Here is a 24,942-nt window from a genome sequence, read left to right as displayed (position 1 = left end):
TCGCCAAATAATCAACGTTTGACGAACTTCTTGTTTGTTCAAACGGCAAACAAAGGAGCTATTATGGAAAAACAACAATGGAGAAAAAACTATTTAACGATTTTATCTGGACAAACGGTCTCTCTGATCGGAAGCTCCGCCGTTCAATTCGCCTTGATCTGGTGGCTGACCAATGAATCGAAATCGGCGATCATGCTATCTGTCGCGGGTCTGTCTTCGTATTTGCCGCAACTGTTCTTGAGGCCATTCGTCGGAGTCTGGCTAGATCGGCTGAAGCGAAAGTATGTGGTGATTTTTGCCGATTTGTTCATGGGGCTGGTGGCGATGGGATTGTCCCTTTGGTTTCTGTTCGGCAACCCCGGCTATCTAGTCGTGATCGCCGCGTTGTTCCTGCGGTCTTTAGCAAACGTCTTCCACACGCCCTCCATCCAAGCCATCGTGCCTCTGTTAGTGCCGGAGGAGGAGCTGGTCAAAGCGAATAGCTGGAACCAGTTTCTACAGTCGGGGGCCTTCATGCTGGGACCTGTTCTGGGAGCGATGATGTTTGCTGCGATGCCGTTGTGGCTGATCCTATTGACGGATCTGATCGGCGCGGTCGTTGCCTGTCTGACTTTGTGGATCGTAGAGGTTCCGACGATTCCGCGAACGGAAGAAAGCATGCATCATTATTTGAAGGAATTGAAGGATGGACTCAATGTGTTTAAAGAAAATCCACCGTTGATGGTGGTCATGTTCTTCTCGTTTTTCGTCATGATTTTTTACTTGCCTTTAGGGATCTTATTTCCTTTGATGACGAATGTTCACTTTGATTTGTCCGCAGGCTATGCGAGCGTGGTGGAATTTTGTTATGCGGTGGGCATGATGGTCAGTGCCTTTTTGATCGGTCTGAAGAAAGAGTGGCGTGAAAAATTAGTGATCGCGCAATTGTCGAATGTCGGGCTGGCAATCACATTTATCGGCAGCGGATTGGCGCCGGCAAACGTGACCGGCTATTGGATGTTTGTCTTTTTCTGTATGCTGATGGGTGCCGTTGGAAATCTCTACAACATTCCCTTCACCTCCTACTTGCAGGAAACGGTCGTTCCTGAAAAACTTGGACGCGTCTTCTCACTTTTTGGAAGTGTGATGTCCGGGGCGATGCCGATCGGCTTATTGCTGGCGGGTCCCTTATCAGAAAAAATGGGGATCGCGAAATGGTTTTTGATCTCAGGGATCTTAACGCTATTCTTTAGTCTTTTGTGTTTATTCTTTTACTACCGAGTAAAAGAAATAAAAAATCAGCAAGCGGGTTAATTCGCTTGCTGATTTTTTTAACGCCTACAATGTCGAATTCTGAAGAATAGATAATAATTGATGAATAATATCTATCGATTCTTTTTGTTCATTGATCGACCATTTGCGTCAAATATTTTAGATGCCGTCACTTATGAATTTGATGTAGTAGTGTTTTTGTGGCTTTTCGATGTCATTGAAAAACGGCAGACTATGATTAAAATGAGCCATGTTTTCATTGAAGACTCGGCGAATAATCAATAGCCGCCATTACAGATTTTCTTTTTTCTTTCACAGATGCGTGCGCACCTCTTGAATTCTGTGTGGGTCTATTCCAATATAACCTTATAAAGATTACAAGTGTAACGATAGAAAAAGAGAAATTCATCGTGAAAAAAATTTGATTTTAATAACAGGTGGCAGTGGTTATAATGCTTCAAATATCATCATTCAATTACTGGGAAAAGATTACACAGTACGTGCTACGGTCCGTTTCTTGATAAAATTAATGGGATCTATAAGATTGTTCGTGCAAGTGGCGTCGACAATCTTGCTTATCTTTCTTTTGTTGAAACAGATTACTCAACGTAGAGAATTTTGATAAAGCAATGGAAGGTTTGCCGTATGTCTTTCATATTTAAAGTTCACCAATACCATTGCTGAACTTTAAATATGAAAGATAAACGATTGACTAGAAGTCAGTGGATCCTTTTATGTGATGAAAGCGGCATGGGACGACAACGTGAAACGAGTAGTTCTAACTTCAGCATACGATGCGATCATTGGTTATTTCAATACAGGAACGACTGTAGTTTATGACGGAATCTTAATTCTGCCGATTCCAGGCGTAGTAAAAAATCCATTAGGCTATGTTCTAGAGCTGTAGTCGGAACACTTGTAGTTGCTAGTTGTACATTAATCTTAAAATGCGATTTTCAAGTAGAGTCAGTCGAGAAAATTACTGAAGTAGCATAAGAATAGATAAAAAAGCCGAACTGATAAATATCCGCACTGGTGTCTTTAAACATTGAGGGAATGTTGTCATGGCTTATTAAGAGTTCAGAGGTTTAACATATCAATCTTTTGAACTTTTTTTGATTCATTCATTTTTTCATAAATTCACTGAAAATGATGCGAACCATTCATCGATACGATTGCGTTCTGTTTTAGCCATATTCGCAAGAAAAAAAGGAAATTTGACTGTGTTAAACTATTGAACATTTTGTTGCTTAATTGGTATATATTTGAAAAATAAGCTAGTCTGTATATGACCATAGTTTCAATAAGCTGAATATCAACTTACTAATAAACTATACATTATCTAAGTTAAGTGATTAATCATACAAAAAAATATATCTAGTTTCGAGGTAGATTTATCTAGTTTCATAGTAGATTGCTTTTAATTATTGGAAAAATTATCCAGTTTGATAGGAGATTTATCTAGTTATATACTAGATTTGCTCGATCTTTTTTAGAGTGTGACATTGGTATATCTATTATAGTTGATAATTTATAAATTTGAAAAATTATCTTACTTTTAAATTGGTATATCTATAAAGAATAGTTTGATCTATCATACCCTATTGTTTGAATAATACGACTATCAACTTGTTAAAAATCTGTAGATTATTGAGTCAAAATTGTTAATTACGTGAAAACCTATACCCATTATCGAAGTAGAATTATCCAGTTTCATAGTAGATTTATTTAAATCACTAGTAAACATATCTAGTTTGATAGGAGATGTATCCGGTTAAGCACTAGATTTATTTAATCTGTTTTTTGAATATAGGATTGGTATATCTATGTTTCAAGACCTATTTTTTGAAACGATAATTATACTCACTATCTGCAAGAAAATAGGCATATCTTTTACTCACATTAATGAACATTCTCGTATTGACTAAATTCATTGTAGAAAGAACAATAAAAAAAGCCTTCAGACAAAGGCTTTTGAAAAAAACACAACAGATAATAAATTTGAGGGTGAATAAAATTCACGGCTGATATCTTCTCAATTAAAAGTTTTTGAACACACTGTGAGATACTTACTCGTAGGACCGTTAGTAGATTTTTTGCGAAAATATTTTCTTATTTATGAAGAAGATTGAGTGGGAGGGAAAAAGAAACTAGTTTAGCACCGAAAATTTAGACTTATTAAGTCTACCATTATTCTTCATTATTTTTGTTTCGTTGTTCAACCAGTGCACGAGCAGCAGCAAGAACCACTTGTCTTTCTGACTCAGATAGAATTTTTCCTTCATATGTCACAGTAATCGTATCATCACTAATATCAAATTCTTTTGGAATTTCTGCGTCATTTACGATTGGGTTGTTTGTTCGACCTAAAAGATAATCTGTTGAAACATGAAAATATTCGGCAACTAGTGTTAATTTATCGGCAGTAGGGCTACTTTTCTTCCATTTATAAAAGAGATTTTCTCCTAAACCTAATTCTAAAGCTATTTGTTTCGGATTTTGCCCTCTTTTTTGAGCCAATTCTTTAATCTTATCAAAGGTCGTCATATTTCTCCTCCTAATAGATTACGAAATATAATTATAAAATATGATACTTTTGTTGTTGACAAAAGTATCTAATTAGATTATATTGATTTCGTAAGCTAATTTAATAAGCTAACAAGCAACAAAAAAAAGACCTAAAAAATAGAAAACAATTCGACGTCGCCAAACTAAGAACTGTTAAACTAATAGGGATAGTTCGATGCTTATTTAACTACGAGTAAATAGTATCTTATTGGATACAAAGTGTCAACGAAAAATAGCTAATTATGTTAGCTTACAAATCTATTAAGAAAGGGCAGGTTTTCTAATGTCACAACAATTGATCGAAGACATCAAAATACAATTAATGTTAAAAAACAAAAGTCGTAGGTGGCTAGCAAAAAAATTAGGAATATCTGCGGTGTATGCGAAAGAGATAGTGGATGGGACAAAACCGGGAAGACCTCAAATTGAAAAGATCCAGATTCTTTTGGCGGAACTAAAAGCAGGAAAATATGATCGGGAGGATAGCTGATGTCAGAACATACAATTAATTACAATAATTTGCAATACATGGCGTTAATGCGCTATGGGTATCAAATCGGATGTGGCTGGTATTCGATTTTAGTGAAGGCTGAAAAAGAACTACTTGCATTAGGTTATTCTATTTCTGGAGTGGAGAAAAAGAACGGAATTCTAGCGATTTCTCTCGATACAAATACTGAAAAACTGACCTCAGAGGTACAGAATATTTTGTATGAGAGTGAGCTTGCTAGTGAAATGACCTGTGAATGGTGTGGAGGTTACACAGTATCGCAAACAGTGATTGACAAAGAACTTTGCACGGTTTGTGAAAGCTGTCAAGAGAACTGTGAAAGCCTGACAGGAATTGAAAAACGATTGTTACAACATAAAATTCATGAACTTGAACAAAGACTCATTTTTCATAATAGGATTTTGGAGAAACTACAAAATCAAGCGGCATTTTCTAAAATGAAGATTGATCATTACAAAAAGACCAATGAGAAATTGAAAAACGGAACCAAAAAACCAAAGATTCGAGTGGTTACTTCAGACTATCGTGAAAAGAACTAGATCTAGTATAGGTAAGAGGGAGAGAAAATGAAAATGGGAAAACATAGTAAAAACAGTAAAGCAGTTCAGTGTGGAAGAAGTATTAAGAAAAAAATCGAATATGTATCTTTATTCGGAACGGTACTTTTAAGTAGTGTTTTCTTAATAGGAGGACAGAACATTCAAGCATCTGAAACAGATGGTAAATGGGAACCGCGATCAATCGAACAGATTAAAAAGGATGTTGCAGGAAAAAGTGAATACACGATCATTTGGGGGGATACATTAAGTGGGATTTCTCAAGCAACGAACTTAACAATGGAAAAATTAGCTTCATTAAATGGTATTGGTGACTACAATTTAATTTATGCAGGAAATAAGATGATCTTTGAAGGAAATAGGGTCACTGTTCAAGATTCTAGTGGGGAAATAACAGATAAGCAAAAGATTCGAGAATCAGATAAAGTAGTTCCGAATCAACCAGCAGGCCAATCAGTTGAACATGCTGAGCAGCTAGCTCCAGAGAAACAATCACCAACTGTAGACAATACAACTAACGTAGGGGGCGGACAAACAGAGCAGCCGGTAACAACGCCTGAACAGCCGGCAACACCAGAAGCTCCAACAAAACCATCGACGCCATCTCAGCCTGAACAGCCAACAAAACCAGTTCAACCCGAGACTCCAACACAGCCCGAAACACCAACGCAACCAGAACAACCAGTGGAACCACAAATCAAATACACTGTTTGGTTTACAGCCTATGATGGTGATGATATTTCTAAAAACATCGTACGTGGAAGTCAATTATTTAAGACTGAGGCAGAAGCAACAACATTCATTGATAACTACGCTGATCAATTATTGATGCAAGGAATCGCAGGATCATATGGTGTAATGACGTGGGAAGTTTAATAAAAAATTTTTTATCTAAAAGAATAAAAATAGTTATTAGAATAAAGGAACTGACCTAAAATAATGAAACACTAATAAAAGAAGGGACCTGCAACAGTTTAGTTGACATCCCGTTTATCTAGGATGCTGATTTCTGATAGTTAATTGGTGATTGTTAACCTAGTTTTGTTGATTTTGATCTTCATTATAATAAGTGATGTATTCTTTCACTATTTTTATTACAATATATGTAAGCTCATATCTAAGCTAATCTAATTAGAGCATTTTAGACTGTAGTGAGGCATGGAACGATTCGATGCAGGCATTATCTGAAAGTGTTCCTTTATTGGATATACTCATAGTGATGCCTTTTGTTTTTGTTTTGTTCTGGTAGTCAAAAGAAGTGGAAACAGGACCTTAATCACTGTGCAAGAGACATCCGTTGTTTCTAACAACTGATTAAGTGTATCTATAATAAACGCCGTATCTTGCTTATCACCGATCGTGTAGGTGATAATTTTGCCGTTGTACAGGTCTATGATGTAGGTCAAATACAATTGTTTTTGACCAAAAGGAAGATAAGTAATATCTGAAGACGTTTCTGAAGTAAATTGTTTATTCAACTTATTTTAGACAACTTTATAATTTTGTTCCACGTACTGTGTATCTTCATTTTTACACGACAATTCCAGTGATATTTCTGCATATTATTTTCCGTCTTGTTGAACCAGTCGATGCTTCTCATCATCACGATACCAACGCTTCCACGTTTCGATTTGTGTTTTGTTTTTAATACCTAACTCTTTCGTGATAATTTTTACAAGAATGTTCTCTTGTTTCATTTGTATAGCCATTTCTTCGATTTGAATCGAGTAAACCACTCGAATTCCCATTTAAAAAGCACCTCTTGTTAAAGTAATTCTTACTTGAATTAAACAAGAGGCGCTTTTTCATTTTGCTTCAGATTATTGAGTCAGTTCCCTAGCTCATCCCACATTTTTTCTTAGTATGATTGATGAAAAAATTTTTTCATCTAAAATGATTTGTTTAATAAAGTTTAACTATGTGAAAACTGCGCTTCATACAATTTCTTATAGAAGCCGTCTTTCGCCAATAGTTCTTGATGGCTGCCGACTTCAAGAATGTGTCCGTGATCCAAGACCAGGATCTGATCCGCGTTTTGAATCGTTGACAGCCGGTGAGCAATCACGAAGCTGGTATGATCTTTCATCATGGCAAGAAAGGCATTTTGAATTTTCTGTTCCGTTAATGTATCGACAGAACTAGTGGCTTCATCAAGGATCAGCATGGATGGACGGCTGATCATGGTTCGGGCGATCGTCAATAGCTGCCGTTGCCCATCTGAAAGCTTGATGCCTGCTTCGCCGACGATAGTATCCAGTTTATCTGGGAGGCGCATTACGAAGTCATACATATATGCGTCCTTCAACGCGGCATAGATTTCTTCATCCGTCGCTGATTTGCGGCCATAGCGCAGGTTTGCCCGCAGGCTGCTGTCCATCAACCATGTTTCCTGCAAGACCATTCCGAATTGCTGGCGCAGACTGTCCCGTGTAAAGTGACGAATATCTGTCCCGTCGATCAGGATTCTTCCTTTGTCTACTTCGTAAAAACGCATCAAAAGATTCACGAGTGTCGATTTCCCGGCACCGGTCTTTCCGACGATAGCGATGGTTTCACCCGGTTCAACCGTCAGATTAAAGTCTTCGATCAGCGGTTGGTCCTTTTGATAGGCAAAATCCACATGATCAAAAATCACGTTGCCATTTGCGCCTGAGAGTGTACGTGCATCGGCATCGTCCACTTGCTCGATCGGTTCCTTCAGCAATTCAAACGACCGGTCCAAACCAGCGATCGCCGTTTGGATCTGGATCGTGATCCCAGAAAGCTCAATGAAGGGTTTTGTAAACTGACTCGAGTAGATCGTAAAGCTGGAGATGATCCCGATCGTTACATTGCTTCCTGCTCTCAGTGCCAATAATCCTCCGACAAGTCCGACCATCAGGTACGCCAAATGATCCACGAAGCGTGAGGAAGGGTTGGTCAAGGAAGAAGCGAACTGTGCTTTTTGTCCACGAACGTAGAGCTCTTGATTTAACGCTTCAAAATTCGTCTGATTTTGGTCTTCACGTTGGAATGCCTTCACGATTTTCTGATTTCCCACCATCTCTGTGATAAATCCAGAAATCGATCCGACTAGTTTTTGTTGGCTGGTGAAATATTTCTGAGAGGTCCGAGCGACGATATAGGTGATCAAGAAGATGATCGGTGTCGCTACCAATACCACCAGTGCCAAAATAGGGCTAAGATAAAACATAAAGACTAGCGCAACCAAGACGACGGTCATGCCGGAGAATACTTGGTTGAAGACAGCCGAGATCGCTGTAGAGATATTGTCCATGTCATTCGTGAAGCGGCTGACGATATCTCCTTGAGAGCTTTGGTCATAATAACTCAAAGGCAATTTATTCAAATGAGTGAAGGTTTCTTCCCGCAATTTCGCGACAGAATCAAAGGCAACCGTATTTCCTAGACGTTGAATGAAATACTGGCTGACGACCGTCACTAAAAAGATTCCGACAAACAACTGCAGAATATGGAAAAGCCGAGTAAAATCAACGGCGCCTTGATCCACCATTTGATCGACAGCGACCCCGATATAATAAGTCATCAGGACGGAGGTGACCCCGCTGGCGATTCCCAGGATGATCGCAGCGATCAGTTCTTTTGGATACGCTGCAAGGTAAGGTACGAATAATTTTAAGGAGTGGAAAAAATTCTTCTTCTTGATCATTCTGCAACCCCTCCTTCCTCTTGGGATTGTACCAGTTCTTGGTAAAGTTGCGATTCCCGCAATAAGGATTCGTGCGGTCCTTGCGCCGCGATTTTGCCATTGTCCATCAACAAGATCGTTTCTGCATCTTGGATCGAACGCAGGCGTTGGGAAATAATGATCACGCCGCAATCCAAATCACGTTTCAACGCTTGACGCAGATCCAAGTCTGTTTGGTAATCCAAAGCAGAAAGAGAATCATCCAGGATCAATAATTTCGGCTTGCGGATCAGCGCGCGAGCGATCGTTAAGCGTTGGCGCTGACCGCCGGAGAAGTTTTTCCCATTTTCTAAGATAGGGGTATCCAATCCTTTAGGTAGCGTCTCGACAAATTCGCTGGCTTGTGCCGTGGCTAATGCCTGCCAACACTCCTCATCCGTCGCGTCGGCTTTTCCCCAGTGGAGATTCTCGCGGATCGTGCCGCTGAATAAGACCGCTGTTTGCGGAACAAGTGCGATTTCAGAACGTAAGTTATTCAAATGCCAGTCTTTTACATCGCTGCCGGCAAAACGAACAGTGCCCTTTGAGGCATCATAGAAGCGTGGGATCAAGCTGATCAATGTAGATTTCCCGCTGCCCGTCGCCCCGGTGATCCCCAAAATTTTATTTTCCTGCAACGTGAAGGTAATGTCCTGCAACGCGAGCCCAGACTTTTCGGTATAACGGAAATCCACCGCTTGAAAGTCGATCAATGGCGCCTTGTCATCAGGCTGTGCGATTGTACCGGTATCCTCTAAGGTCGTTTCTGTCGCGAAAACTTCGTTCAATCGAGCTGCTGAAGCCGCAGCACGTGTGAATAAAACCACCAAGTTAGAAACAACGATCAACGCTAAAAGCATTTGGTTCATATAGTTGATCAGTGCCAAGACTTGCCCTTGCTCCAAGTTTCCAACATTGACTTTGAAGCCGCCAAAATAAAGCAAAGCCACCACGCCGGCGTTCATGATCAAGGTCGTGCTAGGAGAAAGAAGGGCAGAAATGTTTGCGACCCGTTGATTCAGCCGCGAAATATCTTCTGTTTCTTCATTAAAGTGATCCGTTTCTGTTTTCGTACGAGCAAATGCCCGAATAACACGCACACCACTTAAATTTTGTGTCACTAGCTGGTTCAGCTGATCCAGCTTCTGCTGGATGACTTTATACAGCGGCACAGAGTAATGAATGATCAAAAAAAGAATCAAACAAAACAACGGCAATAGGATCAAGAAAATGATCCCCATCTGCCAATCAATATAAAAAGACATGATGACGGACCCAATACTTAAAAAGGGTGCACGGACGACCAAACGAATCAGCATCGCTAAGGCCCCTTGCATTTGGTTGATGTCATTCGTCATACGAGTGATCAATGTGTCTGTACCAAAACGGTTCAATTCATTATGGGAAAAGCTGTTGATCTTTTCCATCAGTCGATTCCGCAGAACAGTCCCAAAGCCTTGAGACGCGATCGACGCGTAGTATTGACAAATCAGTGCACAGAGCAATCCGACGATGGAGAGGCCCAACATCGCGACCGCCATCTCGATCACTTTGCCCTGGTCTCTCTGGGCGATCCCTTCATCTACCAATCGAGCCATGAATAGAGGCAGGATCAGTTCGAAGACGGCTTCTAAGAATTTGAAAAATGGGCCAAGGATGATCTGTTTGCGATAATCTTTGGCGTAACGTAAAAGCTGAAACATATGACTTCCTCCAATATATATATAGTAGATCATTATCGAAAATAGGATCCCTTCCATTGTAACGTATTTGTCAAACAACTCCGACAAATATACTCTATGAAACAACAGACTTCTTCCTTAATAAGACCGTTGATCTTGGAGCCTACTCAAATAATGACAGACCGACTATGAAAACAACGGTGGCTTCTTTCTCGTGAAACTGGCAATTTCTTTTCATCCATGGAATAATTGGAACTAGTTCTTAATAAAAAAGCTGTCGTTTTACGGTGTGCAAATAAACTGACAGAATATGAACAAGAAGGGCTGCTCTTGCGGGGGCCTTCACAGAATGGAGGGGAAAAATGGAACAAATTTTTACAATCGTTGTGCTATTATTTTTTTGTTATTCCTTTATCGGCTGGCTGTGGGAGACGATCTACTGTTCGATCAAAGCCAAACATTTCATGTATCGAGGGTTCCTGCTGGGGCCGATCACGCCCATCTATGGCTTTGGGGTCGTAGGGGTCCTTTACCTGATCGAACCCTATCAGAAAAATATCGTATTACTATTTTTCTTGGCGCTGGTTTTGGTCACCGCATTGGAATACCTCACAAGCTTCCTTTTAGAAAAAATTTTTCATTTAACCTTGTGGGATTATAAAGAAGTCCCATTGAATATCAATGGTCGTGTAGCAGTTCCAGTATCGATTTTTTGGGGATTGGCCTGTGTTTTCATCGTGCGGATTCTGAATCCGTATTTGATGCAGGTAGTATTTGGCTGGCAGCAACGGTTTGGCATGTTTTTACCGATGCTCTTGTTGATGCTCACGAGCTTTGACTTAGGCTTCACCCTTGCCAACTTAGCATCACTGCGACAAGCGATGACGAAGATGAGTGTGACGATCCAAGACAAAAAAGAGCAGCTCCGTACAGATATCGGAGATTTGAAGGTGGCGGCAGAGGGACGCCTGCAAAACCGCCAGTGGTTGTCAGAAATCAAAGAACAGCCGGAGTGGCGCAGACAGTTGCCTAAGTTGAATTTTCAGGAACGCCGCTTTTTAAACAGCTTCCCTAATATGAAATCCAAGGAACTAAAGAGCCCGTTAACAGAGATCCGTCAGTTATCTAAAGAGCTGCGGAAAAAATAATGTTACAAAAATATGACAGAAGTTTGTCCTTTCGATCCTTGAGGGGCCAAACTTTTTTTGACTTTTTAATCAAAATAAACTAAATGTTACTAAAACATGGGTCATTTTGTAATGAAATGTAATATCGTTGACATAAAAAGTCGCCGATTATTTCGTATAATGACGAAGGGTAAATAGAAAGGTGGACTTTTTAAGTGAGAAAGAAAACGTTTGGGTTCGTTGCCACGCTATTGTTGGGTGCTAACGTACTTTTACCAGTCTTTGCACAGGCAGAGTCACTGAATGAATTAGACCAAAAAGAATCCGCGATCGCTCGTCAAAGCGACAAAATCAGTGGAGAATTACAGATCGCCCTGAGCGATGTAAATGAGAAATACCAGGAAGTAAACGATATCCGTACAAAGATCAGTCAGAATGAAGCAACACTAGAAAAGACAAAATCTGAGATCGTTGAAACGGAGAAAAAGATCGAGCAGCGGAAAGAAGCCATTGCTGAACGAATGAAGGCCGCGCAAGTGAGCGGAATGACCGATCGTTCAATCAGCGCCTTACTAGAATCAAAAGACCTTGGCGAATTCTTGAACCGTGCATTTGCGATGTCCGTGATCCAAAACGCGGAAAAAACAAAAGTCGCCAGTTTAGGCGAAGCCAGAGCCACGCTGTCAGAATTAAAAACAACACAAGAGAAAACACAAGCCCAATTAAAAAAGGACAGCCAGAGTCTTGAATCGGAAACAGCGAAGCTAGACGATAAAATGGCCTACTTAAAACAAGAGTTAGCCGATAATAAGACCAGCTTAGAGAAAATCAGCCAAGACAAAGAAGTAGAAAAAGCACGTCAAGCGGCTGAAAAAGCTCAAAAAGAAAAAGCAGAAAAAGAAGCCAAAGAAGTTGCCGCTGCAAAAGCCGCCGAAACAGAAAAAGCGGCGAAAAATGCCCAAGCAGCAGCTGCTCAGGCACAGGAAAAAGCGAAGGCAGAAGCTGCTACAAAAGCAGCCCAAGCATCAACGGAAGCTTCAAAAGCCTCAGCGCCTGCATCAAGTGCACAAGTATCAACGACACAAACAAGTGAACAACCAAAACCAGAACCCGCAAAACCAGCCGCACCAAGTACGCCGACAACATCCGGCCGCACGATGCAAATGGAATCAACGGGATATTCATGTGCTGAATCCGTCAACACCTTCTTCACAGCGATGGGGATCGACTTACGTCAAAACCCGCAAGTCGTTGCCGTTGATCCAAGCGTCATTCCTTTAGGCTCAATGGTAGAAGTATCCGGCTACGGCATTGCGATCGCTGGAGATACAGGTGGCGCAATCAAAGGGAACATCATCGATTGCCATTTCCCGACCGTAGAACAATGCATCCAATGGGGCCGCCGCTCAGTAACCGTGACAGTCATCAGCTAATCAATCAACAACCAAGAACCGCCTGAAATCAAAAGATTTCAAGCGGTTCTTTTGCGAGTTCCACTTCCTGCTTTAACAGGTTAGTGGAATCGTATGCGAACGGACAATAAAACATTTTCGGCTCCACCGAAAATGCCCCACCGAAAAGGAAGTAGCGGCGAGTGCCACTTCCTGCTTTAGTAGGTTAGTGGAATCGTATGAGAAGAGACAATAAGAACATTTTCGGCCCCTCGAAAAGGTCGCTAAAAAGGGAATTGGTGAATTTCAACTAATTTGTTTAAATAGTCTTTCTTTACTCCTTTTTAAACTAAATGATGAGGAATGATAGAGAATCATTTTTATGAAGTTTGCGTTTTTATTGTGAATAAACAGAATGATTATCAATTGTTACACCTGAATATCATTTATGAAGATACATTAACTATTTGTTTTTCTGCAATTAATAATAAAAAATGGGACTTTATTTCCAACAATCAACTTTTACTGGATTAAAGAAATTATTGAGTAGTTGTTTTCGAGAAATGAGGGACTTGTTATGGAACTATCGATACGATAAAGACGAAAACTGCTTAGTGTCTTAGAATGATTATCGTTTAGCAGACACCCCTTCATTAGACTAAGTATCATTTTAAGTTATAAAAAGAGATAAACGAAGACGTCTAAATGTCTTTTTTTGACACTTTGAAATTTTAATTGGTTAACAGACACCAAAAAATGCTGTATCGTTATCTGTGTAGAATAACTCGTGTTACTTTAAAAAAATGATTAAGCGGAAAGGTGTATGTAAAATGATTAAATTGTATACTTCAGCAAGCTGTACTTCATGTAGAAAAGCCAAAGCATGGCTTATAGAAAATGGGTTGGATTTTGAGGAAAGAAATATTATGTCAGAGCCGTTAACCACTGAGGAGATCACAGAAATTCTAGCATTGACCGAAACTGGAACAGATGAAATTATTTCGACACGTTCCAAAGTTTATGAGAAATTAGACCTTGATTTTGATGAGTTGCCGTTGAGTGAGGTAGTGGAGATTATTGAAAAACATCCAAGCTTATTAAGACGTCCGTTGTTATTTGATGAAACCAAATTTCAAGTTGGATACAATGAAGATGAAATCCATCAATTCATTCCACGAGACATTCGCAGAATCACTTCAAAGAAAATGGCTAAGATTTTGCTTTATATGGATTTGCAGAAAGAAAGTCTTGTATAAGACATGATCATAGATAAATCCCCCCGTCGTTCCTTTGTTAGGGAAGAACGACGGGGGGATTGTTTTTTAGTTTTCTTTTTTTAAGTGTTACGGATTAAATAATCAAAGGCACCAAGAGCCGCAGTAGCCCCTGAACCCATAGAAATGATGATTTGCTTATAGGCGCTGTCGGTACAATCGCCTGCCGCAAAGATTCCTTCTACGTTAGTGGCACCGTGCTTGTCGACTAAGATCTCACCACGATCGCTTAAAGCGACAGAGCCAGTAAGCCACTCAGTATTCGGCATCAATCCGATCAAGATGAAGACGCCCTCTACTTGCAAGGTATGTTCTTCATTGGTCAGACGGTCCGTATACGTCAATGCTTCTACGTGTGAAGACCCGGTGATTTCTTTTGTGGCTGCATTGGTGATCACCGTGACATTGGTCAATGAGTAGAGCTTCTCTTGCAATACTTGGTCAGCCTTCAATTCAGGCAAGAATTCCAATACATAAATATGTCTGGCTAACCCAGCTAAGTCGATCGCCGCTTCGATCCCTGAATTTCCGCCGCCGATAACGACCACTTCTTTATCCTTAAATAGAGGGCCGTCACAGTGAGGACAATACGCGATCCCTTTGTTTTTGAACTCTTTCTCTCCGGGGACATTGATGGCGCGCCAACGTGCACCTGTTGAAAGGATGGCCGTTTTCGCGGTCAGCTGTGCACCGTTCTCCAATTCCACTTCGATCAAATCATTTTTTCGAATGGCTTTCGCCCGTTGTCCCTTCATGATGTCAACGTCGTATTGCTTCACGTGTTCTTCTACTTGACGCATCAATTGCGGGCCTTCAACGTAAGGTGTTCCGATCACGTTTTCGATTCCCAACGTTTCCAGTACTTGTCCGCCAAAGGTCTCTACGACCATTCCAGTCTTGATCCCCTTACGAGCTGCATAGATCGCCGAACTGGTACCAGCCGGTCCGCCACCAACGACTAACACGTCGAAGGTTTCCTTATCCGCAAATTCATCCGCACCCATTGGTCCGCTGACTTTTTCAAGAATTTGTTCGATCGTCATCCGACCGCTGTCGAATTCTTCACCGTTCAAGAAAACAGTCGGTACAGCCATGACTTCTTTTTCGTCCACTTCTGCCTGATACATCCCGCCTTCGATCATGGTATGCGAGATGTTGGGGTTCAGTACAGCCATAATGTTCAAGGCTTGCACGACGTCTGGGCAGTTGTGGCACGTTAAGCTGACGTAGGTTTCAAAGGTCAATGCTCTTTCGATGGATTGAATCTGCTGCTTGACTGCGTCTTCAATTTTTGGTGCGCGTCCGCCAACTTGCAGCAGGGCAAGGATAAAGGACGTGAATTCATGCCCCATTGGCAATCCTGCAAAGCCGATGCCGCTCGCTTCTGCACCAACGCGATTGATCTCAAAACTAGGTGTCCGCGTTAATTTTTTTGTTTCAATCAAAATCTTGTCGTCCATCGCTGCGACTTCAGTCAAGAAATCTTCCACTTTTTTTGAGTCTTCAGATTCGTCTAAACTGGCAGAAAAAACGATTTTTGATTCTAATAACGCTAAATATTGTTTGAGCTGTTCTTTCGTTTCGTTATCTAACATAGCCGCTCCTCATTCATTTAAGTGTAGGTCCTTTTTCACTCAGAAAAAAGACGTTCGATCGCATGTATACAATGTGGAACTGGTGCTTCTAGATTTTACCAACTAAGTCAAAACTTGGTTTCAATGTTTCGCCGTCTTCTTTCCATTTCGCAGGGCACACTTCGCCTGGATGGGTACGAACATATTGCGCTGCACGAATCTTGTCGATCAAACCGCTCGCGTCACGGCCAATACCGTCCGCATTGATTTCCATTGCTTGAACGATGCCGTCAGGATCGATGATGAAGGTTCCGCGTTGTGCCAGACCTGCTTCTTCATCTAATACGTCAAAGATGCGTGAGATATGATGGGATGGGTCACCGATCATCGTGTAGTTGATTTTGCCAATGGCATCGGATGTGTCGTGCCATGCTTTATGAGTGAAATGAGTGTCAGTAGAACAAGAATAAACTTCAACGCCTAATTCTTGTAATTTTTCATATTGATCTTGTAAATCTTCTAATTCCGTCGGGCACACAAAAGTGAAATCTGCTGGATAAAAACATACGATAGACCACTTGCCTTGCAATACTTCCTCAGAAATTTCAATAAATTTCCCTTGACGATACGCTTGTGCTTGAAATGCTTCCACTTGTTTTCCAATTAATGACATGAATGAACCCTCCTGTTTGATAGTGAGAAAATTTTCTCGTAATTGATAAAAGGAAATCTGAAAAAACTCATAAAGACGTCCTCTTATTTAAAATAATTATAAACAGAATCTGTTTCCATTGTAAATGGTTTTTTGCAGTTTTTTGAAATGAACGCCTCAAAAAGAAAATTTTTTCTATCGAAAATGGGTTTTTCGGTTTCTTAGAGGCAATTCCATCAAATGAGAAAAATTTTCAAGTTAGCATGGACGAACGCAAACCGAAAAATGAGAATGCCGTGTTAAGAAAACTTGGTTTATTTGTTTTTGTAAATAAATTAATTTTGTTGAACATTCTGAGTTGTATTATTTGTAAAGAGAAAATGAACATAGGATAATACGATAACTATCATTCTCATTCTATTAAAAAGGAATAAGGATTCATTAGAAAAATTTGTAAAGTAGGGATACTATGAAACGATGGGTAAGCGCCTGGATGCTGCTCAGCCTATTTGGGAGTGTTGCGTCACCAATTCTTGCGTCTGCAGTCGAAAGTACGGAGAGTTCTGCCAAAACGTCAGTGAATGAAGGAACGACCGTCCAGTCGATAACCAGCGATCCGCAGCAAACCGTACCAACGGAATCCGCACCGATTCCAGAGAAAGCAGGAAATCCAGAAAGCACAGAAGATTCTGACACGGTCACGAACCAACTAGCATTCGAGAAGACAAGCAAATTCAACGATGAGGTATCAACGAAGAATCAGACTGAACTGCAGTTGGATGGAAAAGTCACGAGCTCTGCTGAAATTACACAAGCCATTACATTTGAGATGACCCCGTCATTCAAACTTGCAGATAGCAAGCCGGAAGAAAAGGTCATCGTAAATGACCAAAAGGAACCGATCGGCCACTATACCGTCGAGACTAAGAATGACCGCAGCAGCTATACGTTGACCTTCAATAAGCTGGTCAAAGGGGAAAATAAATTCAAGCTCATTCTGCTTGGGTCGATCACGCGTGGGCCAGATAAAACGGTCGACCTCTACCAAGGGGATCAAAAGATTTTTCAATTAGCTTTGCCGGATGAAGCAGATACGTCTAGTGAAGATACCACTGCCTCTGAGAGTACCGAAACGAGTACAACAGAATCCGCTTCGTCTTCAACGACCGCAACAAAAGAATCAACGAAAAACAGCCAAAGCGATGCGACGAAAGAATCTACGGAAGCTTCAAAAACAGAAGGAACGACTAAAAATGAAAAGAAACGAGCCGCTCCAGCAGCTGAGCCTGCACAGCCTAGAGCACCAGGATCAATCGACGAGTTGTTTTCTACTTATGCACCCGGTGATAATTTTGTTCAAAACATCAAGCTGAACTTCGAGCCAAATCCGCCAACCATCAATTCAACCGTCCAATTTAATATGGATTTTGCTATCCCAGACGCGGTTCGAACAGAGATGGTCTCAGGCGATTATTATGAGATGGATTTTCCAGAAGGCTTGGCCATCACGACGCCTTCTCCTCAAGGGGATTTGAAGGACGGTGACGGGAATGTCTATGGAAGGTATATTTTCGATGCAGGGACACAAAAGCTGCGCATCACCTTCACTCAGCAAGAGGGACAAAATTTCTTGCCGCCAGAAACAGGCTCGGTCACGGCCGATGTCCGCTTTGATACGAAAAAAATCACGCAGCCTGGTCCAGCGACGATCATTTATCCGAGTAAGACCAATATTCCGCCATTTATTGTTCAAATCAAACCAACTGGAGGAGCGTCCATCAGTAAGGCCGGGCATACGGATACCCCGAACAACCCAAATACGGTTTATTGGGATGTCGATTTCAATAAGGATTTTTCAGAATTAGAGAAGCCGCTCTTAACAGAGAAATTCCCAGACCAAGTCACTTTTAATAAGGACGATCTTGGTGCCGTAGCAATCTATCCTTTAGAGGTTGATTTTAACGGCAATGTAACAAGTACGGGAACGACGCCGCTTGATCCGAGTACGTATACCGTTGCAGATAATGGTTCGATCCAATTCAATACCACGATCGATCGCCCGTATCGCGTCGTGTACTCGACGACGATCAAAGATGCTGTCAAGCCAACGAATGGCGGGACTGTGCCAATCACGAACAATGTGACACTGACGAGTGGAAGCACGAATCTGCCTGCTTCTGCGACGATCCAACTCAATTACAAAAAAGCATTAGAAAAAGTAAGAGTCGGGTACGACAGCATCAACCAAGAATACCGTTGGCTGATTCGGTACAACTACGGACAAAAGGAATTGGCAAATGACACGGTCGTTTCCGATACCTATTCTTCCAATATGGATGTTGAACCCAACAGCTTCGACGTGTACACGGTCAATTTCGACAATCGAGGGAATCCTGTAAACGGAGCGCCCCTTGATCCGAAAGACTACACGATCGACACGACGACGAATCCTTTTACAGTAAGCTTTAAAAATAACGTTCAAGCAGGAAAAGCAATCAACATCTCGTATAAGACACGGGTCAATAAGATTGTTTCAGGGGCATCGAATAATCAAATCACGGTTTCGAATCAAGCGAAAACGAATACGATTCCTCCGACAACAGAAGTAACCAACACCCCTACGCAGCAAGTAGTGATAAAGAACAAGCCGACCATCGATGTAGGAACAAAAACGGCGCGCTATGTGATCGATATCAATAAAAACAAATACGAGATGGAGAATGCGCTTTTTACCGATAAAATGAGCTACACCGATGAAGGCTACGCAAGCTTCCCGACCAAAGTGAAGCAAGCCGCTTCAGAGGCAGATGCGGGTGTGGTGATCCGCGATGTGTCAGCGAACAATCGAGTGCTGACGAGTGCGTTTCGTTTTGTAGCGACCGATGGCGAGGTCGTAAGTACGATCGGCGATCCTGAGACAGCCGATTACGTCGTTTCTGCGAACCTGAATGAGAAACAATCTGGTTATACCAATTTCACGGTGAAGTTTCAAAATGCTTATGCGAAGACGACCCATCAATTTCAAATGGAGTATTACATTACCTACAATCAATTTGATGATGAAGTAGAGAATACCAGCATTGACTACAGAAACACGATGACAGCGAATTTTGTCAATAATGGACAGCCCTATGAATCTTCCAGTACCACTGATTTCAAAACGAGTACGCAAGAAGTGAATCAAGGGATGAAATCGGGCAGCTATGATCCGGTGACGAAGGAAATCACATGGACGATCGTGACGAACTACAATAATCTAGGGGTATCGCAATTCACGGTGACTGACCCGATCACAGGAAATCAAGTCTATGAGCCGGATTCGTTGGAGGTCACGCGAGGAACGATCAATTCCAGCGGCAGGTTCCAACCGACGACAAAGAGTCCGTACCAAGGAAATCAAGTAGGTCAGGATTATTTGACCGTCACAAATCCAGTACCGACTGCCGAGGATCAACAAGGGACGTTGGCTATCCAATTAGGGAAAGACGGCAACTACATTCCCGGCTGGAACGCAGATGATGTACCGATGGTTTATCAAATCCAGTTCAAAACATCTTTAAAAAACCAAATCGTGTACAATCAATCAACCTATAACAATGTCGCAACGGTGGATATTACAGGGAACAAGCAAGAATTGCCGGCATCGGTATCAATTGCCTTTGGCGGACAATCGGCATTAAAAGAAGGAAACTACAATACTCAAAATGGGAAAGTCGACTGGGCAGTTACTATCAACCCCAATCAGTCCCTATTAGCGAATGTGAAGATCGAAGACAATCCGAGTGCCAATCAGATCATTCAAGGAGACAGCTTCAAACTGTATACAGGGAAATACTCAGGAACCGGGAATGCTACCACGGTCCAAAAAGATCAGCTAGTCCCTAGTGACCAATACAAAGTAACAGTCACGACGGACCCAACCACCGGGCAGCAGCGCTTTGTGTTAGACATGTCCGAGATCCAAGAGAAAAAAGATCCGAACCAAGAGGATCAATACCTCACAGGAGTCATCGAAAAACCGTATATATTGGCGTATGAGACAGAGCCGAACTTTACTTCTCGTACTGAAACGGTCGCGAATGATGCGTCGATCTCTAGTGAAGGGAAGGAATTGCCTGGGAAAGATACTCATAAGGATTTCCCAATAACGATCCAGGATTCTAGCGGAACGGCTTTCGGTTCCAAAGGAAAAGTGGTCGTTCAAAAGGTGAACGGCAACGGCGGTGTTGTTCCAGGGGCGGTTTTACAGCTGCTGCGAAAAAACACCAGCACGAATAAAACCGACGTCTTGTATGAGACTACGACAGATAATCAAGGACTGACGACTTTCGGAAATCTGATCGCCACCAGTTCTGCCTACGAGTATTACGTGAAGGAAATCGAAGCACCTGACGGTTACACAATCTCTCCAGAATTGTTGGAGGGAAAGAGGGTCTATGCAGATACGAGCAGCAACACGCCAGTGACCACGATTGAAAATGAGCCCGTCAATGTGACCTTCAAAAAGACAAACGCTGCTGGAAATGCCTTGTCTGGCGGATTGTTCAGTCTGTATGAGAACAATGGAACGGCGACCAACCCGAACTATGCGTTCTTGCGAGGTTTTGTTCCGACTTCGGAAGGCTTCGATCTTTCAGGATTGGGAGATGGGCAATACCGGATTCGAGAAACTTCGGCTCCTTCAGGGTATCAGATCAATTTGACGCCTATCGACTTTGAGATCAAGAAAAACAGCGATGCTACACGCAGTGTGTTTGTCAATGATGAGGTTGTTTCCGATGGACTCTTGCAATTGAAAGACTATCGAGGCTCCGCATTATTGAAGAAAAGCGATGAATCAGGAAAAGCTTTAGGAAATGCCAAATTTAACGTGCAGCGGGCTGAATTGAATTCAGATGATTACAGTGACTACGGAGATCAAGACAGCTATGTAACGGCTAACGACGGAGAGCTGAAATTATCGGATCTGCCGCCAGGAAAATACAAAGTAAAAGAAAGCCAAGCGCCAGAGAACTACTATTTAAATAGTAAGGAATTTACATTCGTTATCGATGCCGTTTCGACAGGGGATCAGGCACCAGCAACGGTTGAATTGAATAATGGCGACGCGTTGATCGATTATCAAGGGTCTGCACGATTTAAAAAAGTAGATGGCCAAGATTATCTCACCAATCAAAAAGAGACACCTTTGTCAGGGGCGAAGTTCCAGCTTTATGATGCTGAAGGAAAAACAGCGATTGGCGATGAAGTGACCACGGGTTCAGATGGCTACCTGGTCTTTGATAATCTAAAACCCGGCACCACCTATGCCTTTAAGGAAACGAAAGCCCCTTCCGGCTATTTGAAAAACGATCAGCTAGTTCGATTCACGACTCCAGTCACCAATAATCAAGGTGAATCAGCCGTGTCCATCGAATCCGGCGGTGATCAAAAACTTGTTGTCGATGAGAAAACACCCTTCAAGAACTATAAAGAACGCGTGCATTTTCGTAAGGAAGACGAAGCAGGACGTCCATTAGCTGATGCGAAGTATCAATTATCCAAGCAAGACGATGCGAACGAATGGCAGCCTGTCAAAGATCTGGGCAAGGGTGCCGGTTCAGATGGTCTCTTCACATCAGACAAATTAGACGGCAGCGTCAATGCTTTCGAGCTGTCTCCAGGGAAATACAAGTTTGTTGAAAAAACCGCACCTTCCGGCTACCTGTTAAACACCAAAGAGATCCCATTCACCGTGGAGGATCAAGAAGAAGGCGAACCGCAAGTTTTGGAAATTCCGATCTCCGGCGATGCGAATGTCAATTATCAAGGATCTGCGGTACTTTACAAAGAAGCTGAGGATAAAGAGGACACTACGTTTAACAAATTAGAAGATGCTGCTTTCGACGTGTATACCGATTCAGCAACACCAGAAAAAGTGACCGAAAAGAATCTCACTTCAGATTCCGATGGAAATGTAACAGCCACAGGCTTAGCTCCGGGAAATTATTATTTCCAAGAAGTTTCAAATGGAAATCGGTATCTCGTGAACACGCAAAAAATCAAATTTACGATCCCAACTACGGCCTCCGGCAAACCAGAAACGGTCACGACGAATGCGGATGGCAAACTAAGTCTGATAAACTATCTAGGAACGGTTGAACTGACAAAAGTCGACGCAAATGAGCAACCCTTGGAGAATGCAGAATTTACGGTCTTTGATAGTAGTGAGAAAGAAGTCAGTAAAGGAAGCTCGAATCAAGAGGGGAAAGTCACGATCGATAAGCTCGCTCCTGGCGACTATACAATGAAGGAAACGAAGTCGCCCGATGGCTACTTGCTAAATGATCAAACGGTCACCTTCACTATTCCTGAATCCGCAGAAGGGCAGCCGCAAAAAGTGGTGATTCCAGACAGCTTCAAGGATTACAAAGGCGCTGTCAAATTGATCAAAACCGATGCCAATGATCAGCCGCTGGCAAATGCAGTCTTTGAATTGCTGGACAGTGACGATCAACCAGTCGGCGGGACAGCTACCTCCAACGAAAATGGGGAAGTCGTTTTCGATGATTTAGCACCAGGCGACTATACCTTTAAAGAAATAAATGCGCCCGATGGCTACGTAAAAAATACTACGCTTGTTCCTGTGACTGTGCCAGAAACTGCGGATGGTCAGCCAGAGGTCGTGACAGTGAAGGATCACTTCGTCAATTATCAAGGGACCGCGGAATTGACGAAAACAGATGGCGAAGGCAATGCCCTACAAGGAGCAGCTTTCAAAGTTGTCCGCACAGATGGAAGCGACGTTGAAGGAAAAACCGCAACGTCAAATGAAAAAGGACTTGTTCAGGTCACTGGATTGGCTCCCGGCAGCTACCGCTTTGTCGAGACAGCTGCGCCCGATGACAACTACGTGATGACCAGTGAAGCGTTAGACTTTACGATCCCAACAGAAACCGAGGGACAACCAGCTATCGTTGCTGTCTCAGATAACGTACCGAATTACCGTGGAACGATCCGCGTGCATAAAGTCGGCAACGATCTAAACGACGATTCTAAAATGGTTGATCTCGCTGGAGCGGAATTCACGCTCTACACAAACGAAGATTTCAGCGATACAAATCCTACAAAAGTCGTTTCCGATTCAAAAGGAAATGTTGCTTTCAAGGACTTGGCACCCGGTACCTATTACGTGAAGGAGACCAAGGCACCCAATGGGTATTTGGTAAACACCTTCCCAATGACCTTCGTGATTCCTGATCGTGTACCAGAAACGATGCCGATGACGGATGCGCAAAATCATGAAAATCGGATCGAAGACGGCTCTTATGTTGTGGACGCAGGTGATTTCCAAAACGCACGGAAAAACATCGAGTTGAAGAAAACAGATGGTGAGAAGGATGGAAACCTAGATTTGACAAAAGTCGCCTTCTCTCTATACTTCGATGATGGAACGACCACTGGAAAACTCGTAAAAGAAAAGTTGCAGCCAGAAACAGACGGTACGATTGATCTAAGCAATCTAGCACTGGAAGACGGCAGCTACAAATTGATCGAAACACAAACGTCCGAAAATTATGTTCTCAGCAGCCAGCCGATTTATTTTGTGGTAGAAAATTCGCAAGCAAAAGGGATTTCTCTTAACATCGCGAATTATCATGCGGTGATTACAGGGAAAAAAGTTGGTGACGGCAAAGGACTCGCTGGAGCAGAATATCAATTGTTCAAAGCGAACAATATAGATAAACCACTCGAGACGACCGATCAAAAGGGCACAAAACAAACCATCCTTAAAAGCGACAGCAAAGGAGCGTTTTATGCCAAAGGGTTGAGCGTCGGCGAGTATGTTTTGAAAGAAACGAAAGCACCAAACGGTTATATTCTCGATACGACCACACACAAATTCACGATCTATCCGCAAAATGGAAAACCCGCTGTTCGTGATTTAGGCGAGTTTGAAAATTATCAAGGCCGAGTGAGATTGACCAAAGTCGATGCAGCTAATGAGAACAATCAGTTAAGCAATGCAGAGTTCCAGCTGCTGGATGAAAATCAAAACGTTCTGCAAGAAAACTTGAAGACAGGAACTGATGGCCGATTAACAGTGACCCATTTGGCTCCAGGGACCTACTTCTTCAAAGAAACCAAGGCCCCATCAGGGTATCGATTGTCCGAAAAACAACTTGCATTCACAGTCGAAGCTTCCCACGCTGGAAAACCAGTGCAGATCGAAGTAACGGCGAAGAATGACCGGACGCCAAATAAACCAAACCATCCAAAACAGCCAAATAAACCCAATACGCCGGGATGGTGGTACTATCCAAAAACTGGAGAAACAAAAGGACCAATCCTTCTAATCGTTGGTGCACTCCTTGTTCTCGCAGTCATCGGGATAGGCTATTACAGAAAAAGAAACTAACTATTCGTGTAGCTGCAAGCAAGATCCGTAACAGGATTCATTGCTTGCAGTTTTTTTGTGCTCCTAATATATAGAAGAAAAAAAGTTCGTTCTATGTCAATAGCGAAAATTTCATCAAAAATATTTCAAGTGTGACGGAAATTAAATGATCCGATTATTTACTACAGCTAAACCTTTAATTTCAAAGCATTTATTATAAATTAAAATAAAATGAACAGTGTTATAGACGATATTCGCTTAATATAAATTATGTTCTTTTTATTTTAAGG

Annotated in this window: 15 protein-coding genes; 9 read left to right on the top strand and 6 right to left on the bottom strand. The window is 42.0% G+C overall.

The window, feature by feature from the left end; genetic code table 11:
* Positions 1 to 63 precede the first annotated feature (63 nt).
* Complete coding sequence (locus tag A5868_RS12565) at positions 64 to 1,293, top strand: MFS transporter (RefSeq protein ID WP_086303277.1); 1,230 nt, start codon at positions 64 to 66, stop codon at positions 1,291 to 1,293.
* A gap of 694 nt (positions 1,294 to 1,987) precedes the next feature.
* The gene (locus tag A5868_RS19045) at positions 1,988 to 2,158 is read left to right on the top strand and encodes a hypothetical protein (RefSeq protein WP_176281277.1); all 171 of its coding nucleotides are present in this window, start codon (positions 1,988 to 1,990) and stop codon (positions 2,156 to 2,158) included.
* Between the two features lie 1,283 nt (positions 2,159 to 3,441).
* Here the strand turns inward: A5868_RS19045 and A5868_RS12555 are convergent.
* Complete coding sequence (locus A5868_RS12555; protein WP_086303279.1) at positions 3,442 to 3,798, bottom strand: helix-turn-helix domain-containing protein; 357 nt, start codon at positions 3,796 to 3,798, stop codon at positions 3,442 to 3,444.
* Between the two features lie 304 nt (positions 3,799 to 4,102).
* Between A5868_RS12555 and A5868_RS12550 the strand changes: the two genes are divergently transcribed.
* Genes A5868_RS12550 through A5868_RS12540 form a run of 3 tightly spaced genes read left to right on the top strand, consistent with a single transcriptional unit; the run spans position 4,103 to position 5,763 of the window.
* Entirely contained in the window at positions 4,103 to 4,309 is a 207-nt protein-coding gene (locus A5868_RS12550; protein ID WP_086303280.1) for a hypothetical protein, read from the top strand.
* The gene (locus A5868_RS12545; RefSeq protein WP_086303281.1) at positions 4,309 to 4,869 is read left to right on the top strand and encodes a hypothetical protein; all 561 of its coding nucleotides are present in this window, start codon (positions 4,309 to 4,311) and stop codon (positions 4,867 to 4,869) included. Before A5868_RS12550 ends, A5868_RS12545 begins: the two co-directional genes overlap by 1 nt.
* 27 nt (positions 4,870 to 4,896) lie before the next feature.
* Positions 4,897 to 5,763 (top strand): LysM peptidoglycan-binding domain-containing protein, encoded by an 867-nt coding sequence (locus tag A5868_RS12540; protein ID WP_086303282.1) that lies wholly within the window; start codon positions 4,897 to 4,899, stop codon positions 5,761 to 5,763.
* Between the two features lie 686 nt (positions 5,764 to 6,449).
* Here the strand turns inward: A5868_RS12540 and A5868_RS19555 are convergent.
* The 3 genes from A5868_RS19555 to A5868_RS12525 form a co-directional block, all read right to left on the bottom strand.
* The gene (locus A5868_RS19555; protein ID WP_441316136.1) at positions 6,450 to 6,635 is read right to left on the bottom strand and encodes a hypothetical protein; all 186 of its coding nucleotides are present in this window, start codon (positions 6,633 to 6,635) and stop codon (positions 6,450 to 6,452) included.
* A gap of 164 nt (positions 6,636 to 6,799) precedes the next feature.
* Positions 6,800 to 8,557: an ABC transporter ATP-binding protein gene (locus A5868_RS12530; RefSeq protein ID WP_086303283.1), complete on the bottom strand. Its 1,758-nt coding sequence runs from the start codon at positions 8,555 to 8,557 to the stop codon at positions 6,800 to 6,802.
* Positions 8,554 to 10,278, bottom strand: a complete 1,725-nt coding sequence (locus A5868_RS12525) for an ABC transporter ATP-binding protein (RefSeq protein WP_086303284.1) — start codon at positions 10,276 to 10,278, stop codon at positions 8,554 to 8,556. The genes A5868_RS12530 and A5868_RS12525 overlap by 4 nt, the downstream gene beginning before the upstream one ends.
* A gap of 341 nt (positions 10,279 to 10,619) precedes the next feature.
* On the opposite strand from A5868_RS12525, the gene A5868_RS12520 reads away from it, so the two are divergent.
* The 3 genes from A5868_RS12520 (at position 10,620) to spx (ending at position 14,031) form a co-directional block, all read left to right on the top strand.
* Entirely contained in the window at positions 10,620 to 11,405 is a 786-nt protein-coding gene (locus A5868_RS12520; RefSeq protein WP_086303285.1) for a putative ABC transporter permease, read from the top strand.
* 194 nt (positions 11,406 to 11,599) lie between these two features.
* Positions 11,600 to 12,817: a 3D domain-containing protein gene (locus A5868_RS12515; RefSeq protein WP_086303286.1), complete on the top strand. Its 1,218-nt coding sequence runs from the start codon at positions 11,600 to 11,602 to the stop codon at positions 12,815 to 12,817.
* A gap of 788 nt (positions 12,818 to 13,605) precedes the next feature.
* The gene (spx, locus tag A5868_RS12510; RefSeq protein ID WP_010779735.1) at positions 13,606 to 14,031 is read left to right on the top strand and encodes a transcriptional regulator Spx; all 426 of its coding nucleotides are present in this window, start codon (positions 13,606 to 13,608) and stop codon (positions 14,029 to 14,031) included.
* 80 nt (positions 14,032 to 14,111) lie between these two features.
* Here spx and ahpF read toward each other — a convergent pair whose 3' ends face one another.
* Together ahpF and ahpC are read right to left on the bottom strand one after the other, a co-directional pair.
* Positions 14,112 to 15,644 carry an alkyl hydroperoxide reductase subunit F gene (gene ahpF, locus A5868_RS12505; protein ID WP_086303287.1) on the bottom strand — a complete coding sequence of 511 codons (1,533 nt, stop codon included), beginning with the start codon at positions 15,642 to 15,644 and terminating at the stop codon, positions 14,112 to 14,114.
* 88 nt (positions 15,645 to 15,732) lie between these two features.
* Positions 15,733 to 16,296, bottom strand: a complete 564-nt coding sequence (gene ahpC, locus A5868_RS12500; RefSeq protein WP_010779737.1) for an alkyl hydroperoxide reductase subunit C — start codon at positions 16,294 to 16,296, stop codon at positions 15,733 to 15,735.
* 448 nt (positions 16,297 to 16,744) lie between these two features.
* Between ahpC and A5868_RS12495 the strand changes: the two genes are divergently transcribed.
* Positions 16,745 to 24,673, top strand: coding sequence for a SpaA isopeptide-forming pilin-related protein (locus A5868_RS12495; protein WP_086303288.1), 7,929 nt, complete (start codon positions 16,745 to 16,747; stop codon positions 24,671 to 24,673).
* Positions 24,674 to 24,942 lie beyond the last annotated feature (269 nt).

Source organism: Enterococcus sp. 12F9_DIV0723 (assembly GCF_002174375.1).
Classification (GTDB): Bacteria; Bacillota; Bacilli; order Lactobacillales; family Enterococcaceae; genus Enterococcus_A; species Enterococcus_A gilvus.
The sequence above is the reverse complement of the archived record's forward strand: the minus strand, read 5'-3'. Positions and strand labels throughout refer to the sequence as shown.